Here is a 19306-nt window from a genome sequence, read left to right as displayed (position 1 = left end):
AAATCGACAACTAGAGACGCCGATAAAGTGACAGATATTGACCAGCAGCTACTTGCCAACCAAAGTCCAACCCCATTGCATGACGCTGAACATGACGCCAATGTTTTGGCCGGCTCCACAGAACAAAAGCACGGCGAATTGCCCGCACCAATGCCTGCGCATCGCATTCATCAAACACAAACCCCGAGGCGCTGCCATCCGCCAGATTTTCCAGCGCGCAATCCACCACGGTATCTGCCAACCCGCCCGTATGCCGGACCAGTGGCAAAGTGCCATATTTCAAACCATACAACTGCGTTAACCCACAAGGTTCAAAACGGCTAGGCACCAGAATCACATCCGCACCGGCAATAATTCGGTGAGAAAATGCCTCGTGATAACCAATTTGTACCCCAACCTGGCCGGAATAGTCTGCCGCTGCCGCCAAAAACTCCTCTTGTAGAATGGCATCCCCCGCCCCCAAAACCGCCAGTTGCCCACCTAGTTTCAGTAATTCAGGCAAAGCTTCCAGCACCAAATCCAACCCTTTTTGCTCGGTCAATCTACTGACCACGGCAAAAATAGGTTTCTTATCCGTCACCTCCAACCCCATCGTGGTTTGCAGATGCACTTTGTTCACCGCTTTCTGCTGCAGGTTCTCTATGTCATAGCAGGCATGCAGCAAGGTATCGCTCTGTGGATCCCAAATGGCGCTATCCACCCCATTGAGGATGCCGGTCAAACGCCCCTGACTGGCTCGCTCTTGCAGCAGCCCTTCCATGCCGTAACCAAAAGCAGGTTGGGTAATTTCTTTGGCATAGGTCGGGCTGACAGTAGTGACATGATCAGCAAAGAACAGCCCAGCTTTCAGATAGGAAATTTGACCGTAGAACTCCAGCCCGTACATTTGGAAAAATGCGGCAGGGAGTTGTAACTCAGCCAAATGGTACCCGGCAAATAGCCCCTGATAGGCCAAATTATGGACGGTAAATACTGATCGTGCCGGTCTACCACGCGCCGCCAGATAAGCACAGGCCAGCCCAGCGTGCCAATCATGGGCATGCACCACATCGGGACGCCAGAAGCCATCCAGCCCGCAGGCCAGCTCACACGCCATCCATCCCAGCAAGGCAAAGCGGCGATAGTTATCGGCGTAAGCATGCAACGACTGGTCGTGATAAGGGCTGCCAGCGCGGTCATATAACCCCGGAGCATCAATAAGATAGATACCAATGCCCTGATAATGGCCGTAGCGCAGAGAAACCCGTCCGGCAAAGGTGTCTATCTCCCTAACCAGCACGGTGTCTGGTATTCCACGACGCAAATCAGGGAAGCCCGGTAGCATGACCCGAACATCGGCCCCTTCAGCAATTTGTGCGGCAGGTAAAGCGCCGACAACATCAGCCAATCCCCCTGTTTTCAACAAAGGAAATAGCTCAGAACATACGTGTAAGACCCGCATCGTGACTCCTGACACCTATCGGATAAATAAAATAGCCCTATTTGACGTTGACGGCTAATTTCGCCAGCATCGCACGGGTCACTAGCACCACCCCGCCCTCCGAACGATAAAAACGGGCGCTATCTTCATCGGCGTTTTCCCCGATAACCATCCCTTCAGGTATGTGACAGGCGCGATCAATAATGCAGCGGCGTAAACGGCACGAGCGACCAACATTGACATCAGGCAGCAATACCGTGGAATCAATGGTACAGAACGAGTTCACCCGAACCCGAGGGAACAACACCGAATGCACCACTACCGAGCCAGAAACAATACAGCCACCGGAGACCAGCGAGTTCATGGTCATGCCATGGCTACCGGAGCGATCCTGAACAAACTTAGCCGGCGGCAACGGCTCCATATGGGTACGGATTGGCCAGGCACGGTCATACATATCCAGCTCTGGTGTGACCGATGCCAAATCCAGGTTGGCCCGCCAGTAGGCATCCAATGTCCCAACATCACGCCAATAAGGTGGCAATTCGGCATTGGAGGTCACGCAGGAGAGATCAAACGGATGTGCCCAAGCCGCCTTCTGTTCGGTAAGTTTGGGAATCAAATCTTTACCAAAATCATGGGTAGAGCCAGGGGTATTCATATCTTCTTCTAATAACTTGAACAGATAATTGGCATTAAAAATATAGATCCCCATACTGGCTAACGCCATATCAGGCCGTCCAGGCATTGAAGGCGGGTTCGCAGGTTTTTCAAAGAAAGCCGTTATCTGGTAATCCTCGTCCACCTCCATTACCCCAAATTCATTGGCCTCGTTAATGGGTACCGGGATACAAGCAACGGTGCACTCAGCGCCTTTCTCTACGTGGTCGATGAGCATGCGCGAGTAATCCATCTTGTAGATGTGGTCACCGGCCAGAATGACCACATATTCCGCCTCATAGCGGCGGATAATATCCAGGTTTTGATAAACGGCATCCGCAGTACCTTTGTACCAATGCTCGGTGCTCAAACGTTGTTGGGCAGGCAATAAATCAACAAACTCGTTCATCTCCTCGTTGAGGAATGACCAGCCACGTTGAATATGCTGCACCAGAGTATGAGACTGGTACTGGGTGATGACACCGATACGGCGGATACCTGAATTCAAGCAGTTAGATAGCGCAAAATCGATGATACGGAACTTGCCGCCAAAATGTACCGCCGGTTTGGCACGGGTGGCGGTCAAATCTTTCAGGCGAGAACCACGACCTCCGGCCAGAATCAGCGCTACAGATTTATTCGGTAATTGTCTGGCTAACATCAATGGGTCTTTATTTTCGAATTTAACCATGGCTGACTCCTTAAGATTTCAGTACGAGCACGCAAATGTCATGCGCGGCTCCGTTCCATACGGTGAATGATTCCATCTGCTCTGACGGCCCAAAAGGAGGGATAACCTCCCATTCCCCCGCAGGTAACTGTATTTCACATTCTTGACCAGTGGCGTTAATCACCACCAGCCAGCGCTGAGACAACAGAATTTGCAGCTGTTTCTGGCAGCCATGTTCCCAAGCCGCATCACTCAGCACTTGCCCCTGACTATCCAGCCATTGCACATTGCCATCCCCCTCCTGCCACCATGCGTCCTTAATCAGGGCCGGAATTTGCTGGCGTAACCGGATAAGATCGGCGGTAAATGTCATTAATGAACGATCCGCACTGCCCCAGTCGAGCCAGGTGAGGACGTTGTTCTGACAATATGCATTGTTATTACCTTGCTGGCTGTGACCATGCTCGTCACCGGCCAGTAACATTGGCGTTCCCTGCGAGAGTAATAAGCTGGCCAACAATGCCCGCTGACAAGACTTACGCCGTTGCCAGATAGCCTCGTCAGCCACCAACCCTTCGCTACCAAAATTATTACTAAGATTGTTATCACTGCCATCACGGTTTTCCTCTCCATTGATTTGATTGTGCTTTTGGTTAAAACACAGCAAATCCTGCAAAGTAAAACCATCATGGGCGGTAATTTGATTGATACTGGCGGAAGGCAAACGCCCCCGCTGTTGGAAAAGATTGCTTGAAGCGGCAAAGTGCTGCGCAAACAGCCCCAGCGGTAAGTCATCCCGTAACCAGAAACGGCGCATCGCATCACGATACTGGTCATTCCATTCACTAAAACCGGTAGGGAAGTTACCCAGTTGATAGCCTCCCAGACCAATATCCCAAGGCTCGGCAATCATTTTGCAGGCACGCAGCCGCTCATCGGCAGCCAGCGCGGCGAATAAAGGGGCATGTTGGTCAAAAGCCGGCGTGCGGCCCAGAACGGTACCCAGATCAAAGCGGAAGCCGTCAACATGGCAGCTATCGAGCCAATGATGCAGGCAGTCGATAACCCACTGCATGACATTAGGATGATTAAGCCGCAGCGTATTGCCGCAGCCAGTCATGTTGTCGTATTCACCGTCAGGAGTGAGCCAGTAATAGCTAGCATTGTCGATACCGCGCTGGCACAGGGTTGGGCCAAAAATATCCAATTCGGCGCTGTGATTGAACACCACATCGAGAATCACTTCGATACCCGCTTTATGTAACGCTTTGACCGCATCTCGCAGCTCTCGCAGCGGAGATATACCGTCACGGCCCGAGGCATAATCAGGATCAACGGCATAAGGCGCCAGCACGTTATAGCCCCAATAATTACCCAGCCCCATCTTCTGTAAACGAGGTTCATCGACGTGGAATTGCACCGGTAACAACTCCAGTGTGGTAATGCCCATGTCTTGCAAATAGGTAATCATGACGGGATGAGCTAACGCCGCATAGCTACCACGCAGATCAGCCGGAATATCAGGGTGCAGTTTGGTTAAGCCGCGCACATGGGCTTCATAAATCACGGTATTGCCCCAAGGAATAGCCGGTGACTTATCCTCCTGCCAGTCATATTCTTCATGTACCACAATGCACTTAGGTAAGGCGGCAGCACTGTCGCGCTCATCGGGCTGATTAACCCCCCCCTCCAAGCTTGGATCATCCGCCACTTTGCGATCTAATGCATGGGCACCGGGGTCTATCAATAATTTATGTGGGTTAAAACGATGCCCTTGTTGTGGGTCAAATGGCCCGCTGACCCGATAACCATAGCGCTGCCCCGGTTTACCTCCAGGCAGATAGCCATGCCAGATATCACCACTGCGGGCGGGCAAGGCAATCCTCAATTCTTGGTTATTGTCATCAAACAGACACAGTTCGACCTGTTCAGCATGAGCTGAAAACAGCGTGAAATTTATCCCAGCCCCATCAAAATGGGCACCAATCGGTGTCGGGGAACCACGGGTAAGGCCAGTCATCCTACCCCTCCCGTAACAGGTAAATAGTCGACAGTGGCGGTAGTGTTAACAACAATGAGTGCGCGTGGTTATGGCTACCGACATGCTGGCTATGGATCCCCCCCTGATTACCCAGATTGCTGCCACGGTAAAACTCAGAGTCAGAATTAAGTACTTCCCGATAATGCCCTGCCTGCGGAATGCCCACACGGTAGTCATAACGCGGCACCGGTGTGAAATTACTGATGGCAATCAGTTCGCCACCATTCGCATCACGGCGCAAGAAAGCAAACACTGAGTTTTCGTGGTCATCTACCACCAGCCATTCAAAGCCATCGGGCTGGTAATCTAATTCATAGAGTGGCGCATGTTGTTGATAGCAGTGGTTCAGGTCACGAACAAAACGCTGCACGCCACGGTGCCAGCCATTTTCATCATCCAGTAGATGCCAGTCCAGGCTGGTATCGAAATTCCACTCACGCCCCTGTGCAAACTCGCAGCCCATAAACAGCAGTTTTTTACCGGGATGCGCCCACATAAACGCGTAATAGGCACGCAGGTTGGCGAATTTCTGCCAGGCATCCCCCGGCATACGATCGAGCACCGAGCGCTTACCGTGCACCACTTCATCATGGGAGATAGGCAAGATAAAATTCTCGGTATAGGCGTACAACATCCCGAAAGTCATCAGATTATGGTGGTACTTGCGATGAATCGGATCACACTGCATGTAATTGAGCGTGTCATGCATCCAACCCATATTCCATTTATAGTTAAACCCTAATCCGCCGGCATCGGGCGGTAATGTCACGCCAGGAAAATCGGTCGATTCCTCCGCCATCGTCACACCGCCTGGGCGCTCAACGCCGATGGTGTGATTGGTGTAACGCAGGAAAGCAATCGCTTCCAGATTTTCACGCCCGCCATAATAGTTAGGCACCCACTGCCCTTCAGCACGGCTATAATCGCGATAAATCATCGAAGCCACGGCATCAATACGCAATGCATCGATACCAAAACGTTCCATCCAGTAAAACGCATTGCCAGCCAAATAATTACGGACCTCATTACGACCATAGTTATAAATCAGGGTATTCCAATCCTGATGATAGCCTTCGCGCGGATCGGCATATTCATACAACGAGGTGCCATCAAACTGCATCAGCCCGTGTTCATCACTCGGGAAGTGACCGGGAACCCAATCAAGGATGACGTTAATCCCCGCGGTATGGAATGCGGCAACAAAATCTTTGAAATCCTGCGGAGTACCAAAGCGGCGGGTCGGTGCATATAACCCGAGCGGCTGATAACCCCAGCTGCCATCGAATGGATGTTCGTTAATCGGCAGCAGCTCGACATGGGTAAACCCCATGTATTTAACGTATTCAACCAGTTGCTCCGCCAACTCGCCATAACTGAGCCAATAGTTATTATCGGTATGGCGGCGCCATGAACCGAGATGGACTTCATAGATAGAAACCGGTGAGCGCAAATCATTGGCTTTCTGTCTTGCTGGCGTATTTTGCACCACTTCAGGTAACGGGCTGACCAACGAGGCAGTTTCTGGCCGCATCTGAGCTTCAAATGCATAAGGGTCCGCTTTTAAGCGCACCTGATCATTACTGTCTATTATCTCAAATTTGTACAACTGGCCGGCTTGTACGCCAGGCAGGAATAGCTCCCAAATACCATTTTCGCGCTGTAACCGCATCGGGTGGCGGCGACCATCCCAAAAGTTAAACTCCCCCACCACAGACACCCGTTTAGCATTAGGTGCCCAAACGGCAAAACTGACCCCCGCGACCCCATCAAGGCTCATTAAATGCCCACCCAGCCGTTCATAAGGGCGTAGATGGGTGCCTTCGGCCAATAACCAACTGTCAATATCCTGCAATAACGTCCCGAATCGATAAGGATCTTCGATGATTTGGGGACTGTCTTGCCAGGTAACCGCTAATTGATAACGAAACGGGCTTTTACGACGAGGAAGCTTCGCAATGAAAAAACCGCGCGGGTCTTCACTGGTCAACTGAGCAATGTTGCGCCCACTTTCCGTTTCGACCAGCCAGACTTCTTTTGCATCTGGCAGCAAAGCGCATATCTGTAACCCTTGCGCAGTTTGGTGCATACCCAAAATGGAAAAGGGATCGGCATAATGGCCGGAAATAATCTGATTAATCACCTGACGATCGGGAAGTACTGGCATGATTTCTTCCTATGATTAACGGCATGATTTTGAGCCAAATTCTGAACACTGACAGCAGAACCGACCTTTTCATCATGCAATCCATTTAGCGTTTAAAGAGTGACTAAGGTCAATGATTAACCAATTAGTTGATTTAATGCCCTAATACTCATTTTCTGACAGTAAAAGCTCGTCAGTTAACTTTTCTTACCCAAACTATAAGCATAGTCAAAGGCCGCCAAAAAAATCGGCTTACTATTAATGAAATTTTTTCTCATATGAATTAGCAAAAAAAACAGTGTGTAAACGGCGTAAGGCGTGCGTGAATGACGTAAAACCCTAAGTTAAGACGTAAAAACAGTGCGGATAACATCGGCCAGTAGAAATGCCCAAAACAGGGAACTGAGCTGACGTTTGCCCATATAAGGCCCTTTTTGCTTAAAAGGGGTAACGGTTAAAACTTTCTGCGGCTAAATGTGGTTACAATAGCGGCAAGAATTAGCATTTGTGGTTATCAATATGGGCGTAAGCCAAGCCGAACTGATTTTCTCCCTGCTACAACAGATGTGTGTGTATCTGGTGATCGCCTATCTGTTAAGTAAAACACCGCTGTTTATTCCGTTAATGCAGGTTACCATTCGGCTGCCCCACAAACTGGTGTGCTATCTCACGTTTTCCATGTTTTGCATCATGGGCACCTATTTTGGTCTGCATATTGAGGACTCCATCGCCAATACCCGTGCTATCGGTGCCGTGTTGGGCGGTGTTCTGGGGGGGCCATCGGTCGGTTTCCTGGTGGGGCTGACGGGTGGGTTGCACCGCTACTCCATGGGTGGGATGACCGCCACCGCCTGTATGTTGTCTACCGTCGCTGAAGGGCTATTGGGTGGCTTCCTCCACAGCTATTTGATACGTAAAAACCGCCTTGACTTGCTCTTCCAACCGCTGGTGGTTGCAGGCATTACGCTGGTCGCTGAAGTCCTGCAAATGTTAATTATTTTGGCCGTTGCCCGCCCATTCCATGAAGCTGTCGAGTTGGTCGGAAACATTGCCCTGCCAATGATGATCACCAATACCATTGGTGCTGCCATGTTTATGCGTATCTTATTGGACCGGCGGGCTATTTTCGAAAAATACACCACCGCCTTCTCAGCCAAAGCATTACAAATTGCCGCACGGGCGGAGGGGCAACTACGCCATGGTTTTGACCAACAAAACAGTATGCGGGTGGCACGTATTTTGTATGAGGAGCTGGGCGTTGGCGCGGTGGCAATTACCGACCGCGAGAAATTACTGGCATTTATCGGCACCGGCGCCGACCATCACCTTGTGGGGAGTGCTATCACCTCAGACCATACCCACCGGGCGATTGAGTTGAATCAGGTGGTTTATGCCGATGGCAATGCCGTCCCTTATACCTGCTCTATTTCACCCAACTGCAAACTGGGTTCCACGTTAGTTATCCCACTGCGCGGTGAAGAGCATCGGGTGATTGGCAGCATCAAGCTGTATGAACCAAAAAGTAAATTGTTCTCCAGTATCAACCGCACATTGGGTGAAGGTATTGCTCACCTGCTGTCCGCCCAGATTCTGGCGGGTGAATTTGAACAACAGAAACAGCTATTGGCACAATCAGAAATCAAGCTACTGCACGCGCAAGTAAATCCTCACTTCCTCTTTAACGCACTGAATACCCTGTCAGTAGTAATCCGCCGTAATCCAGACCATGCCCGCAAGCTGGTGCTTTCTTTGTCGACATTTTTCCGTAAGAACCTCAAGCGCAGCCATGATGTGGTCACGCTGAGCGATGAAATTGAACATGTGAATGCTTATCTGGAAATAGAAAAGGCACGTTTTGCCGACCGCCTCTCCGTTGAGATCTCATTACCTGATGAGTTGATGGAAGCGCGTTTACCGGCTTTTTCCCTGCAACCCGTGGTCGAAAATGCCATCAAACACGGTATAGCGCAGATGTTCAATAACGGGCGCATCACCTTGCACGGTAAGCTCGAGGGCAATACGTTGATACTGGAAGTGGAAGACAATGCTGGTTTGTATCAACCGCAACCAAACGGCGATGGGCTGGGGATGAATCTGGTAGATCGGCGAATTAAAGTCCGCTATGGCAACGAATATGGTGTCACCGTCCTAAGCGAGGCAGATAAATTCACGCGCATTACACTTAAGTTGCCCTTTATCACCGCGAGTGAGGGTTAACAGCGGTTAATTACTTACCCGTGCGAGCAATGATACTCACCATATTAAGTACCGCAGCAGAGCGCTCATGCCGCCGCCATGCCAGTGTAATCTTGGTTTTTAGCAAGCTATCGTCAATCTCATGATAAGTAACATTATTCGCCTGAATAGTTGTCAGCGAGCGAGGCACGATAGTAAAACCAAAGCCTGCCGACACCATCCCTATGGCAGACACCAACTGGGGGGATTGTTGCCCCAGCTCCGGCTTAAACCCAGCACGGTAGCAAGCGCTGATAATGGTATCAAACAATCCTGGAGCCACTTCGCGAGGGAAAGTAATCAGCTTTTCATGCTGTATCGCTTGCAGATTGATTTGTGGGCAGCGATGCAACTGATGGTTATGGGGCAGTACCAGCAACATATCTTCCTCCACCAGCACCTTACAGGTGAATTCATTACTGGCATCACATGGCTGACGGATAAAAGCCACATCAATGCGTTCGTTATGCAAATCATTCATTAACACCGGCATGGTCTTTTCACTGGGTGACAATATCACCTCAGGATATTTATCCCGATAGGCGTGGAGTAGGCGCAATACCAAGGGCTGGAAGGCTGTCGAGCTGGCAAAACCTACCCGCAACTTACCCGTCTCCCCGCGCGCGATACTTTTAGCTCGCTCTATCGCTTCATCCGTAAGCGTCAATATATGACAGGCATCCACATAGAACGCTTTCCCTGCATCAGTCAGTTCAACACCGCGCGTGAGCCGACGTAGCAGTGGTGTCCCGATCTCCCGCTCTAGCTTTTGAATTTGCTGACTTAGTGGTGGCTGAGAGATACCCAGCTTTTCAGCCGCCCGGGTGAAATGGCGGGCTGAAGCAACCGCAGCAAAATATCGTAGATAACGTAGTTCCATATATTATTGATATCAAAAAAGTGGGATTCCTATATTGGTACTTATGTTCTTTCAGCGTCAACCTTATACGTAAATATAAATATAATTTATGTTACAGGTAAGACGGAGAGAGAGATGACTAAATCAATAACATCGCATTGTTCATGTACTCAAGAGATTGTAAAAAGCTTTATTGCCTATAGAGAAAAGCATTCTGAGTGCATTATTTATCAAACATCACTAATGAGCGCGCTAATTAGTGGGGTTTATGAAGGCCAAATCACCATGGCAGAACTACTGAAACACGGTGATTTTGGATTAGGAACATTTAACAATCTTGATGGTGAATTAGTCGCACTAAACAGTAAAATTTATCAATTACGATCCGATGGCAGCGCCCGTTCAGCACAACCAGAACAGAAGACACCTTTCGCAGTAATGACTTTTTTTCAGCCGACCGAAAAACGCAGTTTCGAACATAAAATAAGCAGAAAGCAGCTCCATAACCTGATTGATGACCTTACCAAAACAGATAATCTGTTTTGTGCTCTGCGTATTGATGGCACCTTCAGCCACGTTGAAACCCGCACCGTTCCCTGCCAACAGCGCCCCTATAAACCCATGCTTGAAGCCATCTCCGAGCAACCGACGTTTGATTTCACCCAGCAAAATGGCGTGATCATCGGTTTTCGCAGCCCGGACTATACCCAAGGAATAAATGTTGCCGGCTACCACGAGCATTTTATTACTGACACCCGCAATGGCGGTGGCCATGTGCTCGACTACCAATTGGAAAAGGGTGTTCTGACCTTCGGCACCGTGGCCAAACTGGTAATCGATCTGCCGCAGGAAGCTGATTTTCTCCAGGCCAATCTCTCCCCGCAAAATCTCAATAACGCCATCCGCGCGGTAGAAAGTTAACCGGCGGTAAAACATCAATTAATAGCGGCTAAATCAACCATAGAGGACAACACATCATGACCAATGAAACGCATACTCAGGCTTGGCAGTGCGGGGCTGATCTGGTGGTTAATCATTTAGAGCAGCAAGGTGTAAAACAGGTGTTCGGTATTCCCGGCGCTAAAATTGATCGAGTATTTAATTCACTGGAAGATTCCAGCATTCAAACGATTGTGGTGCGCCACGAAGCGAATGCGGCTTTCATGGCTGCGGCCATCGGCCGGTTAACCGGTAAAGCAGGCGTTGCATTAGTCACCTCAGGGCCGGGTTGCGCCAACTTAGTTACCGGGCTGGCAACAGCGACCTCTGAAGGGGATCCGGTGGTGGCGCTAGGCGGCGCGGTAAAGCGGGCCGATAGCCTGAAAATAACTCACCAGAGTATGGATACTGTGAGTATTTTTCGCCCGATAACTAAGTTTAGTGCGGAGGTAACTGCCTCTGCGGCGCTGTCAGAAGTCCTGGGTAATGCCTTTAGAACCGCTGAATTTGGTCGGCCGGGCGCGGCCTTTGTTAGCCTGCCGCAAGATATCCTCAACAACCCTGTGACCAGCCAGGCGTTGATTCATCAACCATGCCCACACAGTGGCGGTGCCCCCTTGGATGAGATTACTGCCGTGGCTAAGTTGATTAACAACGCTAAAAATCCCATTTTGCTCCTCGGATTGATGGCCAGCCAGCCGGCAAACGCTCGAGCCATACGGCGTTTACTTCACCATAGCAAAATACCGGTCACCAGCACCTATCAAGCCGCAGGGGTGGTTGATCAGGCACACTTTGATCATTTTGCCGGGCGGGTGGGCTTATTTAATAATCAGGCTGGCGACAAGTTACTACAACAAGCCGATGTGATTATCACCATCGGTTATAGCCCAGTGGAATATGACCCAGCACTGTGGAACAGTGGCCAGGCGACACTGATACATCTGGATATTTTACCCGCCGAAATAGATGCAGCCTATCAACCAGAAAAAGAGTTATTGGGCGATATTGCCACTACAGTGGATGCATTAGCCCCACGGATACATGGCCCGTTAATGTTAACATTGGCAACACAGGCGGTATTGACAGAGCGCTGCCGCCAACGACGAGACTTGGCCAGCCGGGCTGACCATATGAGTGGTTTCGCTATTCATCCGCTGCGTTTGGTCCGGGCAATGCAGGATATTGTTAATAGTGACGTGACCTTATGTGTCGATATGGGGAGCTTTCACATCTGGATTGCCCGCTATCTTTACAGCTTCCGCACCCGCCAAATTTTGATGTCAAACGGTCAACAGACTATGGGCGTTGCACTGCCATGGGCCATTGCCGCAGCACTGGTGAACCCACATCAAAAGGTCGTATCCGTATCGGGTGACGGCGGTTTCATGCAATCAAGTATGGAGCTGGAAACCGCCGTGCGCCTGAAAAGCAATTTACTGCATATTATTTGGGTCGATAACGGTTACAACATGGTGGAAATACAGCAGCAGAAAAAATACCATCGGCCATCGGGAGTTAGCTTTGGCCCGATTGATTTCAAAATGTACGCCGAATCCTTTGGGGCGAAAGGTTTTGCCGTAGAATCTGCTGACGAATTATCCCATAAATTGCATCAAGCTATGGATGTATTAGGCCCGGCAGTCATTGCCATCCCAGTGGATTATTCAGATAACTATCGTTTAATGGAAGAGCTGAATATCAGCCAATTGCTGTAGTGCGAAGCCCGTACCGGGTGACGTGCAACGTAGTTGCTGACACATCGAGGGATACAAAAAAGCCGTGTTAATCATATAAAAAAACCCTGACCATAAGATCAGGGCTTTATCGTTATTACTCTTAATAACCAATCACATCAAGATGCGCAGCATACGGCGCAATGGCTCTGCCGCGCCCCATAGCAACTGGTCACCTACAGTAAAGGCGGAGAGATACTCCGGCCCCATATTCAATTTACGCAGGCGGCCAACCGGGGTATTCAATGTACCGGTTACCGCAGCCGGAGTCAGTTCACGCATGCTCAACTCGCGGTCATTCGGGATAACACGAACCCAGTCATTGTGCGTTGCCAACATTTGCTCAATTTCTGGCAATGGCACGTCTTTTTTCAGTTTCAGCGTAAAAGCTTGGCTATGGCAACGCAGCGCACCAATGCGCACGCACAGACCATCTACTGGAATGACGCTGCTGGTGTTCAGAATTTTGTTAGTTTCAGCCTGGCCTTTCCACTCTTCGCGGCTCTGACCATTATCCAGTTGTTTGTCGATCCACGGGATCAGGCTACCTGCCAGCGGTACGCCAAAGTTATCAGTTGGCAAGGTACCACTACGGGTTGCAGCAGTGACCTTACGTTCAATATCCAAAATGGCAGAGGCCGGGTCTTGCAACTCTTTAGCCACGCCAGCATGTAGCATACCCATCTGAGTCAGCAACTCACGCATATGGCGCGCGCCACCACCGGATGCTGCCTGATAAGTGGCAACTGATGCCCACTCAACCAAATTATTAGCAAACAAACCACCCAAAGACATCAGCATCAGGCTAACCGTACAGTTACCCCCCGCAAAGGTCTTGATACCTTTATCTAAACCCTGTTGAATGACACTATGGTTGACCGGATCCAGAATAATAATTGCGTCATCTTGCATACGAAGAGAAGAAGCGGCGTCGATCCAATAGCCTTTCCAGCCGATTTCTCGCAGCTTTGGATAAACTTCGTTGGTATAATCTCCCCCTTGGCAGGTGATGATAATATCCAATGCACTCAGCGCATCAATATCATAAGCATCTTGCAACGTACCTTGCTGGCCGGTAAATGTCGGCGCGGCCTGGCCATGTTGCGAGGTGGAGAAAAAGACCGGGCGAATACCGTCAAAGTCGCGTTCTTCAATCATGCGTTGCATGAGCACTGAGCCGACCATACCGCGCCAGCCGATAAAACCAACATTTTTCATGTTTACTGTCCTGCCTTGGAAGGTGACACCGATTAATGGATGCCTGTCTTGTATAACTGCGCGCTGTAAGGGTACGGCAGACTGACTAAGATAGACCTGATACCACCTTACAAAATATGGACAAAGTGGCAAGTGAATTTATTCGATACCAGAATGATTCAAAGCAATCTTCCTAATATGTGGCTTTGATTGGCGGGAAACGCCAGTCCCTTAGAGGTAATAATGACTGAGATGATTGCGGCAACAGTGCTGCTGTTTTTGATTATGGACCCACTGGGAAATCTGCCGATTTTTATGTCGGTACTCAAGCATCTGGAACCTAAGCGGCGGCGAGTCGTATTGATTCGCGAATTGCTCATTGCGCTGATATTAATGCTGATTTTCCTGTTCGCTGGCGAGAAGATTCTGGCGTTCCTAAATCTGCGAACTGAAACGGTGTCGATATCTGGCGGTATTATTCTGTTTTTAATCGCAATTAAGATGATTTTCCCCACCCCAGAAAGTAACGTTACCGGGTTATCGGCTGGGGAAGAGCCATTCTTAGTACCACTGGCTATTCCCTTAGTGGCAGGCCCATCGATTCTGGCAACGCTGATGCTACTGTCGCATCAATATCCTAATCAAATTAGCCATTTAGTGTTGGCGTTGATGATTGCGTGGGGGTTGTCTGCGGCGATTTTGCTGATGTCGAATCTGTTCCTGCGCCTGCTGGGTAATAAAGGTGTCAGTGCGCTGGAACGGCTGATGGGGTTAATTTTGGTGATGCTATCTACGCAGATGTTTTTAGATGGTGTGCGGGCATATTTGACCAAATAGGGTTGGCCTCAGTTGCGCAATCCAAGAGGGGCGCGCCCTCTTGGGTATAAACTCACTTTAGTTACGACTTTTCAGTGCTAATACACAACGCTGCACCACGTTATCAATATCCGCATCAATATCGACGCAGAGAACATCTGGCTCATCTGAACCCGGCTCTTCCAACGCGTCAAACTGGCTTTTCAGCAGATCAGTTGGCATAAAATGGCCAGAGCGAGCTTTTAATCGCTCCATGATGACGTCGAAACTGCCTTTTAGATATATAAACACCATCCCCGGATTACCTTCCCGCAGACGATCACGATAACGGCGCTTCAGCGCTGAGCAGACAATAATACCGGTTTCATTTTTATGATTCAGGCTATAGGCAGCATCACTCAAACGCTCCAGCCACGGCATACGATCTTCATCATTCAGTGGATGCCCGCTGCCCATCTTCTGAATATTGGCGCGAGGGTGTAGATCGTCACCATCAATAAATTTGGCATGGATTTGGCGGGCTACAGCCTCTCCTACCGTGGTTTTGCCGCTACCCGATACACCCATCACGATAATGCTATGTCCTGCCATAATGTTGATCTCTATCTCAGAATGGGAATTTTACTGCTCTCTATGGTTCCGTATTTTACCATGTTACCGGTATCATGATACCGGTAACAAATGAAGATGTGATTTTTATCACAAAGGCCATCTTCCGACCCTACTGACGATAAAAAGAAGCTGACCGCAAATCATAACAAAAAACGAAATACCCAAAGTTATTGGAGAAATACTATGCCATTAGTCATTGTCGCGGTTGGCGTTGCCATGCTGCTGTTACTGATGATCCGTTTCAAACTGAACGGATTTATCTCGCTGATACTGGTCGCGCTGGCGGTAGGTATCATGCAAGGGATGCCAGTCGATAAAGTCGTCGGCTCAATCAAAGCTGGGGTTGGCGGAACGTTAGGCAGTCTGGCGCTGATTATGGGCTTTGGTGCCATGCTCGGTAAATTACTGGCTGATTGTGGCGGCGCTCAACGAATTGCGACCACACTGATTGATAAATTTGGCAAAAAACACATTCAGTGGGCGGTCGTGCTGACCGGTTTTACTGTCGGTTTTGCGCTGTTTTATGAAGTGGGCTTTGTACTGTTGCTGCCACTGGTATTCAGTATCGCCGCATCCGCCCGAATCCCACTGCTGTATGTCGGTGTGCCGATGGCTGCAGCCTTGTCGGTAACCCACGGTTTCCTACCACCTCACCCCGGCCCAACAGCTATTGCGACCATTTTCCATGCGGATATGGGTAAAACGCTGCTGTACGGGACTTTACTGGCAATTCCGACCGTTATTCTGGCCGGCCCGGTGTTTGCGCGCTTCCTAAAAGGAATTGATAAACCGGTACCAGAAGGATTGTATAACCCGAAAACCTTCACCGATGAAGAGATGCCAAGCTTTGGCGTCAGTGTCTGTACAGCGCTGGTTCCGGTGATTTTGATGGCATTGCGGGCAGTGGCAGAGATGATTTTGCCAAAAGGCCACCCAGTGCTCTCTTATGCGGAGTTCTTCGGTGACCCGGTGATCGCCACCTTAATCGCTGTATTGATAGCGATTTTCACCTTTGGCTTAAACCGTGGCCGGTCAATGGAATCAGTGATGGATACCGTGACCGACTCCATCAAAATCATTGCAATGATGCTATTGGTTATCGGCGGCGGTGGTGCTTTCAAACAGGTTTTAGTCGACAGTGGCGTCGATCATTATATTGCCAACATGATGAATAGCAGCGGTTTATCACCAATTCTGATGGCATGGTCAATCGCAGCCGTACTGCGTATTGCGCTAGGTTCTGCGACAGTGGCGGCGATTACGGCTGGCGGTATCGTAGCACCGCTCATTGCCACCACCGGTGCCAGCCCTGAATTAATGGTTATTGCCGTCGGCTCCGGTAGCGTGATTTTCTCTCACGTCAACGACCCGGGCTTTTGGTTGTTCAAGGAGTACTTCAACCTGACCATTGTGGAAACCTTTAAGTCATGGTCAGTGCTGGAAACCATTATTTCGGTCTGCGGCCTGGTCGGTTGCCTGTTATTAGCCATGGTGATATAGCATCTGGCAGCAATAGTTATTTAGCTAAACCATTGTGATTTAAATACTGCCGCCGGGGAGGATGGTGAAACCAACATCAACCATCCTCGGCGCTACCGCCTCTCCGCGCAGTTTTGCCAGCAAACGCTCGGCACCAATTTGCCCCATTCTTTCACGCGGGGTTAGCACACTGGCCAGCTTGGGTACCATCGACTGGCCAATATCGTGACCATGGAAACCCGCTATTGCCATATCATAAGGGATAGATAACCCCTGACGCTGACACTCAAATACGGCACCAATTGCCAGGTCATCATTGGTACAAAAAATACTGTCAATCAGTGGATAACTGGCTTGCGCTTCACGCAACAACTCAGCACCTGCCGAATATGACGATGAACGGCTGGTCATCACGCTCATCGGCACCAAACCGGATTCACGCATCGCCTGCTCATAACCTTGCTGCTTAATGACGGTACGCTCATCCTGACGTGCGCCAAAATAGACAACATGGCGATGGCCTTTGGCGATAACTTGCTGCGTCATCTGCCTTGCCGCTTCAAAGTTATTAAAGCCCACGGCCAAATCAATACACGGCGAAATACAATCCATCAGCTCAATGACTGGAATCCCCGCGACCTCAATCATTTTCAATGTACGGGCGGTATGGTGACGTTCGGAGAGGATTAGGCCGTCGATATTATAAGAGAGTAACGAGGTTAACCGCTGCTCCTCACGCTCTTTCTGATAGCCATAGTGCGCTAGCATAGTCTGATAGCCATGCGCATCCGTCACACTCTCAATGCCGCGCAAAACCTCGGCAAAAACCTGGTTGGTCAATGACGGCAACAATACGCCGATGGCATGACTGGTCGCGTTGGACAGGATATCGGGGGCGCGGTTGGGGATATAGCCCAGTTCGTCTAACGCCAGCGCGATTTTTTTCTGCAAAAGCGCGGAAACTTGTTCTGGATTACGCAAATACCGGCTGACGGTCATTTTGGTCACCCCAACCATATCGGCGACGTCTTGGAGCACTGGCCTTTTTTTCTTCATTATCAATGAACTGAGGCTGGGTAAATGGGATACTATTCTAGCAAAGAAAAGGGTATGGCGCGATGCACATACCCTTTTTTACATATACCCGTCATACTTCAAGCTGCATATGCATTGGCTGCTTTCTTTCACCCGAATCACTTACCTGAGTAAGCTCATCGGGATTATGAGCCTCATCAGAGGCTCACCCTGCGGGCCAGCGCAAGCGCCGTTCAAAATGGTTTGCAACCAATTTGTCACTCAATTGCCGCCTGCCTGCAACTCGAATTATTAGGGTATGGGATGGTCAAACTTAAACTGGCGGTAAATCAAACAACAAAATTTCACTGTCTTCATCAGCATGAATAGAAAGTGCAGCTTCATCCCAGATAGCGAATGCATCGCTGGTCGCGGCATGATGCCCATTGATAGAGACCTTACCACGGACTACCTGTATCCAGATGCGGCGCTCTGCTTGAATCTGATAAATGGACTGCTCCTCACGTTTCAGTGCCCAACGCCAGAGTGTCATGTCCTGGAATACTTTCAGCGAGCCATCGCGGGCATCCGGTGATAACACCAACTGCCGCCCTTGCGGGATATCAAACATCTGCTGTTCATAACGCGGCTCCAAACCTGTCTTATTGGGGATAATCCAAATCTGGTACAAATGCAGCGGTTGGTCGTCACGGCCATTATATTCTGAATGGCGGATACCGGTACCTGCGCTCATAATCTGGAATTCACCGGCATGGATCTGCTCTTTATTACCCATACTGTCTTTGTGCTCGACAGTACCAGACAGCACATAAGTCAGGATTTCCATATCTTTATGCGGATGGGTACCAAACCCCTGACCTGCATCGATCACATCTTCGTTAATCACTCGCAGTGCTGAAAACCCCATAAATTCTGGATCGTAATAATCAGCGAATGAGAAGGTATGCCAACTGTCCAACCAACCGTGATTAGCATGGCCCCGTTCTTCTGCTTTGCGTAAATAGATCATGTTCAGTTCTCCTCAACGTTTTCTTTAGTCTAGATGTCGCGGGAGAATATGAAAGCGTAAAAAACTCACTCCTCTGTTCAAAAAATTCGACTGATTAATAAGTTGAAAGACAAATGATTTGAATTTGAAGTAATTAGCGAAAGAAAACGTTGAGAGAACTTGAGATATGACTGCCTACGAACCAATGATGCAGCGAACAAACAGTGCAAAATAGGCAAAAAAAAAGCCAGCACCCGGCTGGCTAAGTAAACACTGGAAGCAATGTGAGCAATGTCGTGCCTTCGTAATGTGAACACCTAAACGCTGATGGTCTCATCTGAAAGCACGACAATGATAATCATTATCACTCTCACTTGTAAAGTGTTTTTTCTAACCACTTGCAATATTATTGACTCAGGTAAATAAAACGCTATTTTATTAGGTAATTCAAACAGTAAGAGTAAGAGTAAGGGTAT

The 19306-nt window shown here is 49.4% G+C and carries 14 protein-coding genes; 5 read left to right on the top strand and 9 right to left on the bottom strand.

Going from position 1 to position 19306, the window contains the following annotated elements:
- Positions 1-10: 10 nt before the first annotated feature.
- From glgA to glgB, 4 genes are read right to left on the bottom strand one after another with little or no spacing between them, the layout of a single operon-like run.
- On the bottom strand, positions 11-1441 hold the full coding sequence (gene glgA / locus V1956_RS03300; RefSeq protein WP_083161265.1) for a glycogen synthase GlgA: 1431 nt from the start codon (positions 1439-1441) through the stop codon (positions 11-13).
- 37 nt (positions 1442-1478) lie between these two features.
- Positions 1479-2771, bottom strand: coding sequence for a glucose-1-phosphate adenylyltransferase (gene glgC / locus V1956_RS03295; RefSeq protein WP_083161267.1), 1293 nt, complete (start codon positions 2769-2771; stop codon positions 1479-1481).
- A 10-nt stretch (positions 2772-2781) separates the two neighbouring features.
- A complete protein-coding gene (glgX, locus tag V1956_RS03290; RefSeq protein ID WP_420074874.1) occupies positions 2782-4770 on the bottom strand; it encodes a glycogen debranching protein GlgX in 1989 nt (662 codons plus the stop codon).
- A gap of 1 nt (position 4771) precedes the next feature.
- Positions 4772-6955, bottom strand: a complete 2184-nt coding sequence (glgB, locus tag V1956_RS03285) for a 1,4-alpha-glucan branching protein GlgB (RefSeq protein ID WP_442824805.1) — start codon at positions 6953-6955, stop codon at positions 4772-4774.
- Between the two features lie 498 nt (positions 6956-7453).
- Between glgB and V1956_RS03280 the strand changes: the two genes are divergently transcribed.
- A complete protein-coding gene (locus V1956_RS03280; protein ID WP_420071085.1) occupies positions 7454-9151 on the top strand; it encodes a LytS/YhcK type 5TM receptor domain-containing protein in 1698 nt (565 codons plus the stop codon).
- Positions 9152-9161: 10 nt separating this feature from the next.
- Here the strand turns inward: V1956_RS03280 and V1956_RS03275 are convergent, their stop codons facing one another.
- Positions 9162-10049, bottom strand: a complete 888-nt coding sequence (locus V1956_RS03275; protein WP_372560299.1) for a LysR family transcriptional regulator — start codon at positions 10047-10049, stop codon at positions 9162-9164.
- Positions 10050-10163: 114 nt separating this feature from the next.
- Here V1956_RS03275 and budA point away from each other — a divergent pair, with 114 nt between their 5' ends.
- Complete coding sequence (gene budA / locus V1956_RS03270; protein WP_372560298.1) at positions 10164-10949, top strand: acetolactate decarboxylase; 786 nt, start codon at positions 10164-10166, stop codon at positions 10947-10949.
- Positions 10950-11005: 56 nt separating this feature from the next.
- A complete protein-coding gene (gene alsS / locus V1956_RS03265; protein ID WP_420074953.1) occupies positions 11006-12685 on the top strand; it encodes an acetolactate synthase AlsS in 1680 nt (559 codons plus the stop codon).
- Positions 12686-12817: 132 nt separating this feature from the next.
- Here alsS and asd read toward each other — a convergent pair whose 3' ends face one another.
- Positions 12818-13921, bottom strand: a complete 1104-nt coding sequence (gene asd, locus V1956_RS03260) for an aspartate-semialdehyde dehydrogenase (protein ID WP_083161275.1) — start codon at positions 13919-13921, stop codon at positions 12818-12820.
- A 222-nt stretch (positions 13922-14143) separates the two neighbouring features.
- Here asd and V1956_RS03255 point away from each other — a divergent pair, with 222 nt between their 5' ends.
- Positions 14144-14737 (top strand): YhgN family NAAT transporter, encoded by a 594-nt coding sequence (locus tag V1956_RS03255; RefSeq protein WP_005186017.1) that lies wholly within the window; start codon positions 14144-14146, stop codon positions 14735-14737.
- A gap of 57 nt (positions 14738-14794) precedes the next feature.
- Here the strand turns inward: V1956_RS03255 and V1956_RS03250 are convergent, their stop codons facing one another.
- Positions 14795-15307 carry a gluconokinase gene (locus V1956_RS03250; protein WP_083161277.1) on the bottom strand — a complete coding sequence of 171 codons (513 nt, stop codon included), beginning with the start codon at positions 15305-15307 and terminating at the stop codon, positions 14795-14797.
- Between the two features lie 204 nt (positions 15308-15511).
- On the opposite strand from V1956_RS03250, the gene gntT reads away from it, so the two are divergent.
- On the top strand, positions 15512-16828 hold the full coding sequence (gene gntT / locus V1956_RS03245) for a gluconate transporter (protein WP_372560296.1): 1317 nt from the start codon (positions 15512-15514) through the stop codon (positions 16826-16828).
- Between the two features lie 39 nt (positions 16829-16867).
- Here the strand turns inward: gntT and gntR are convergent, their stop codons facing one another.
- The gene (gntR, locus tag V1956_RS03240) at positions 16868-17863 is read right to left on the bottom strand and encodes a gluconate operon transcriptional repressor GntR (protein WP_372560295.1); all 996 of its coding nucleotides are present in this window, start codon (positions 17861-17863) and stop codon (positions 16868-16870) included.
- 292 nt (positions 17864-18155) lie between these two features.
- Positions 18156-18851: a pirin family protein gene (locus V1956_RS03235; protein WP_372560294.1), complete on the bottom strand. Its 696-nt coding sequence runs from the start codon at positions 18849-18851 to the stop codon at positions 18156-18158.
- Positions 18852-19306: the final 455 nt, after the last annotated feature.

The sequence above is a fragment of the Yersinia sp. 2540 StPb PI genome (assembly GCF_052217165.1).
GTDB classification, from domain to species: Bacteria; Pseudomonadota; Gammaproteobacteria; order Enterobacterales; family Enterobacteriaceae; genus Yersinia; species Yersinia enterocolitica_E.
The sequence above is the reverse complement of the archived record's forward strand: the minus strand, read 5'-3'. Positions and strand labels throughout refer to the sequence as shown.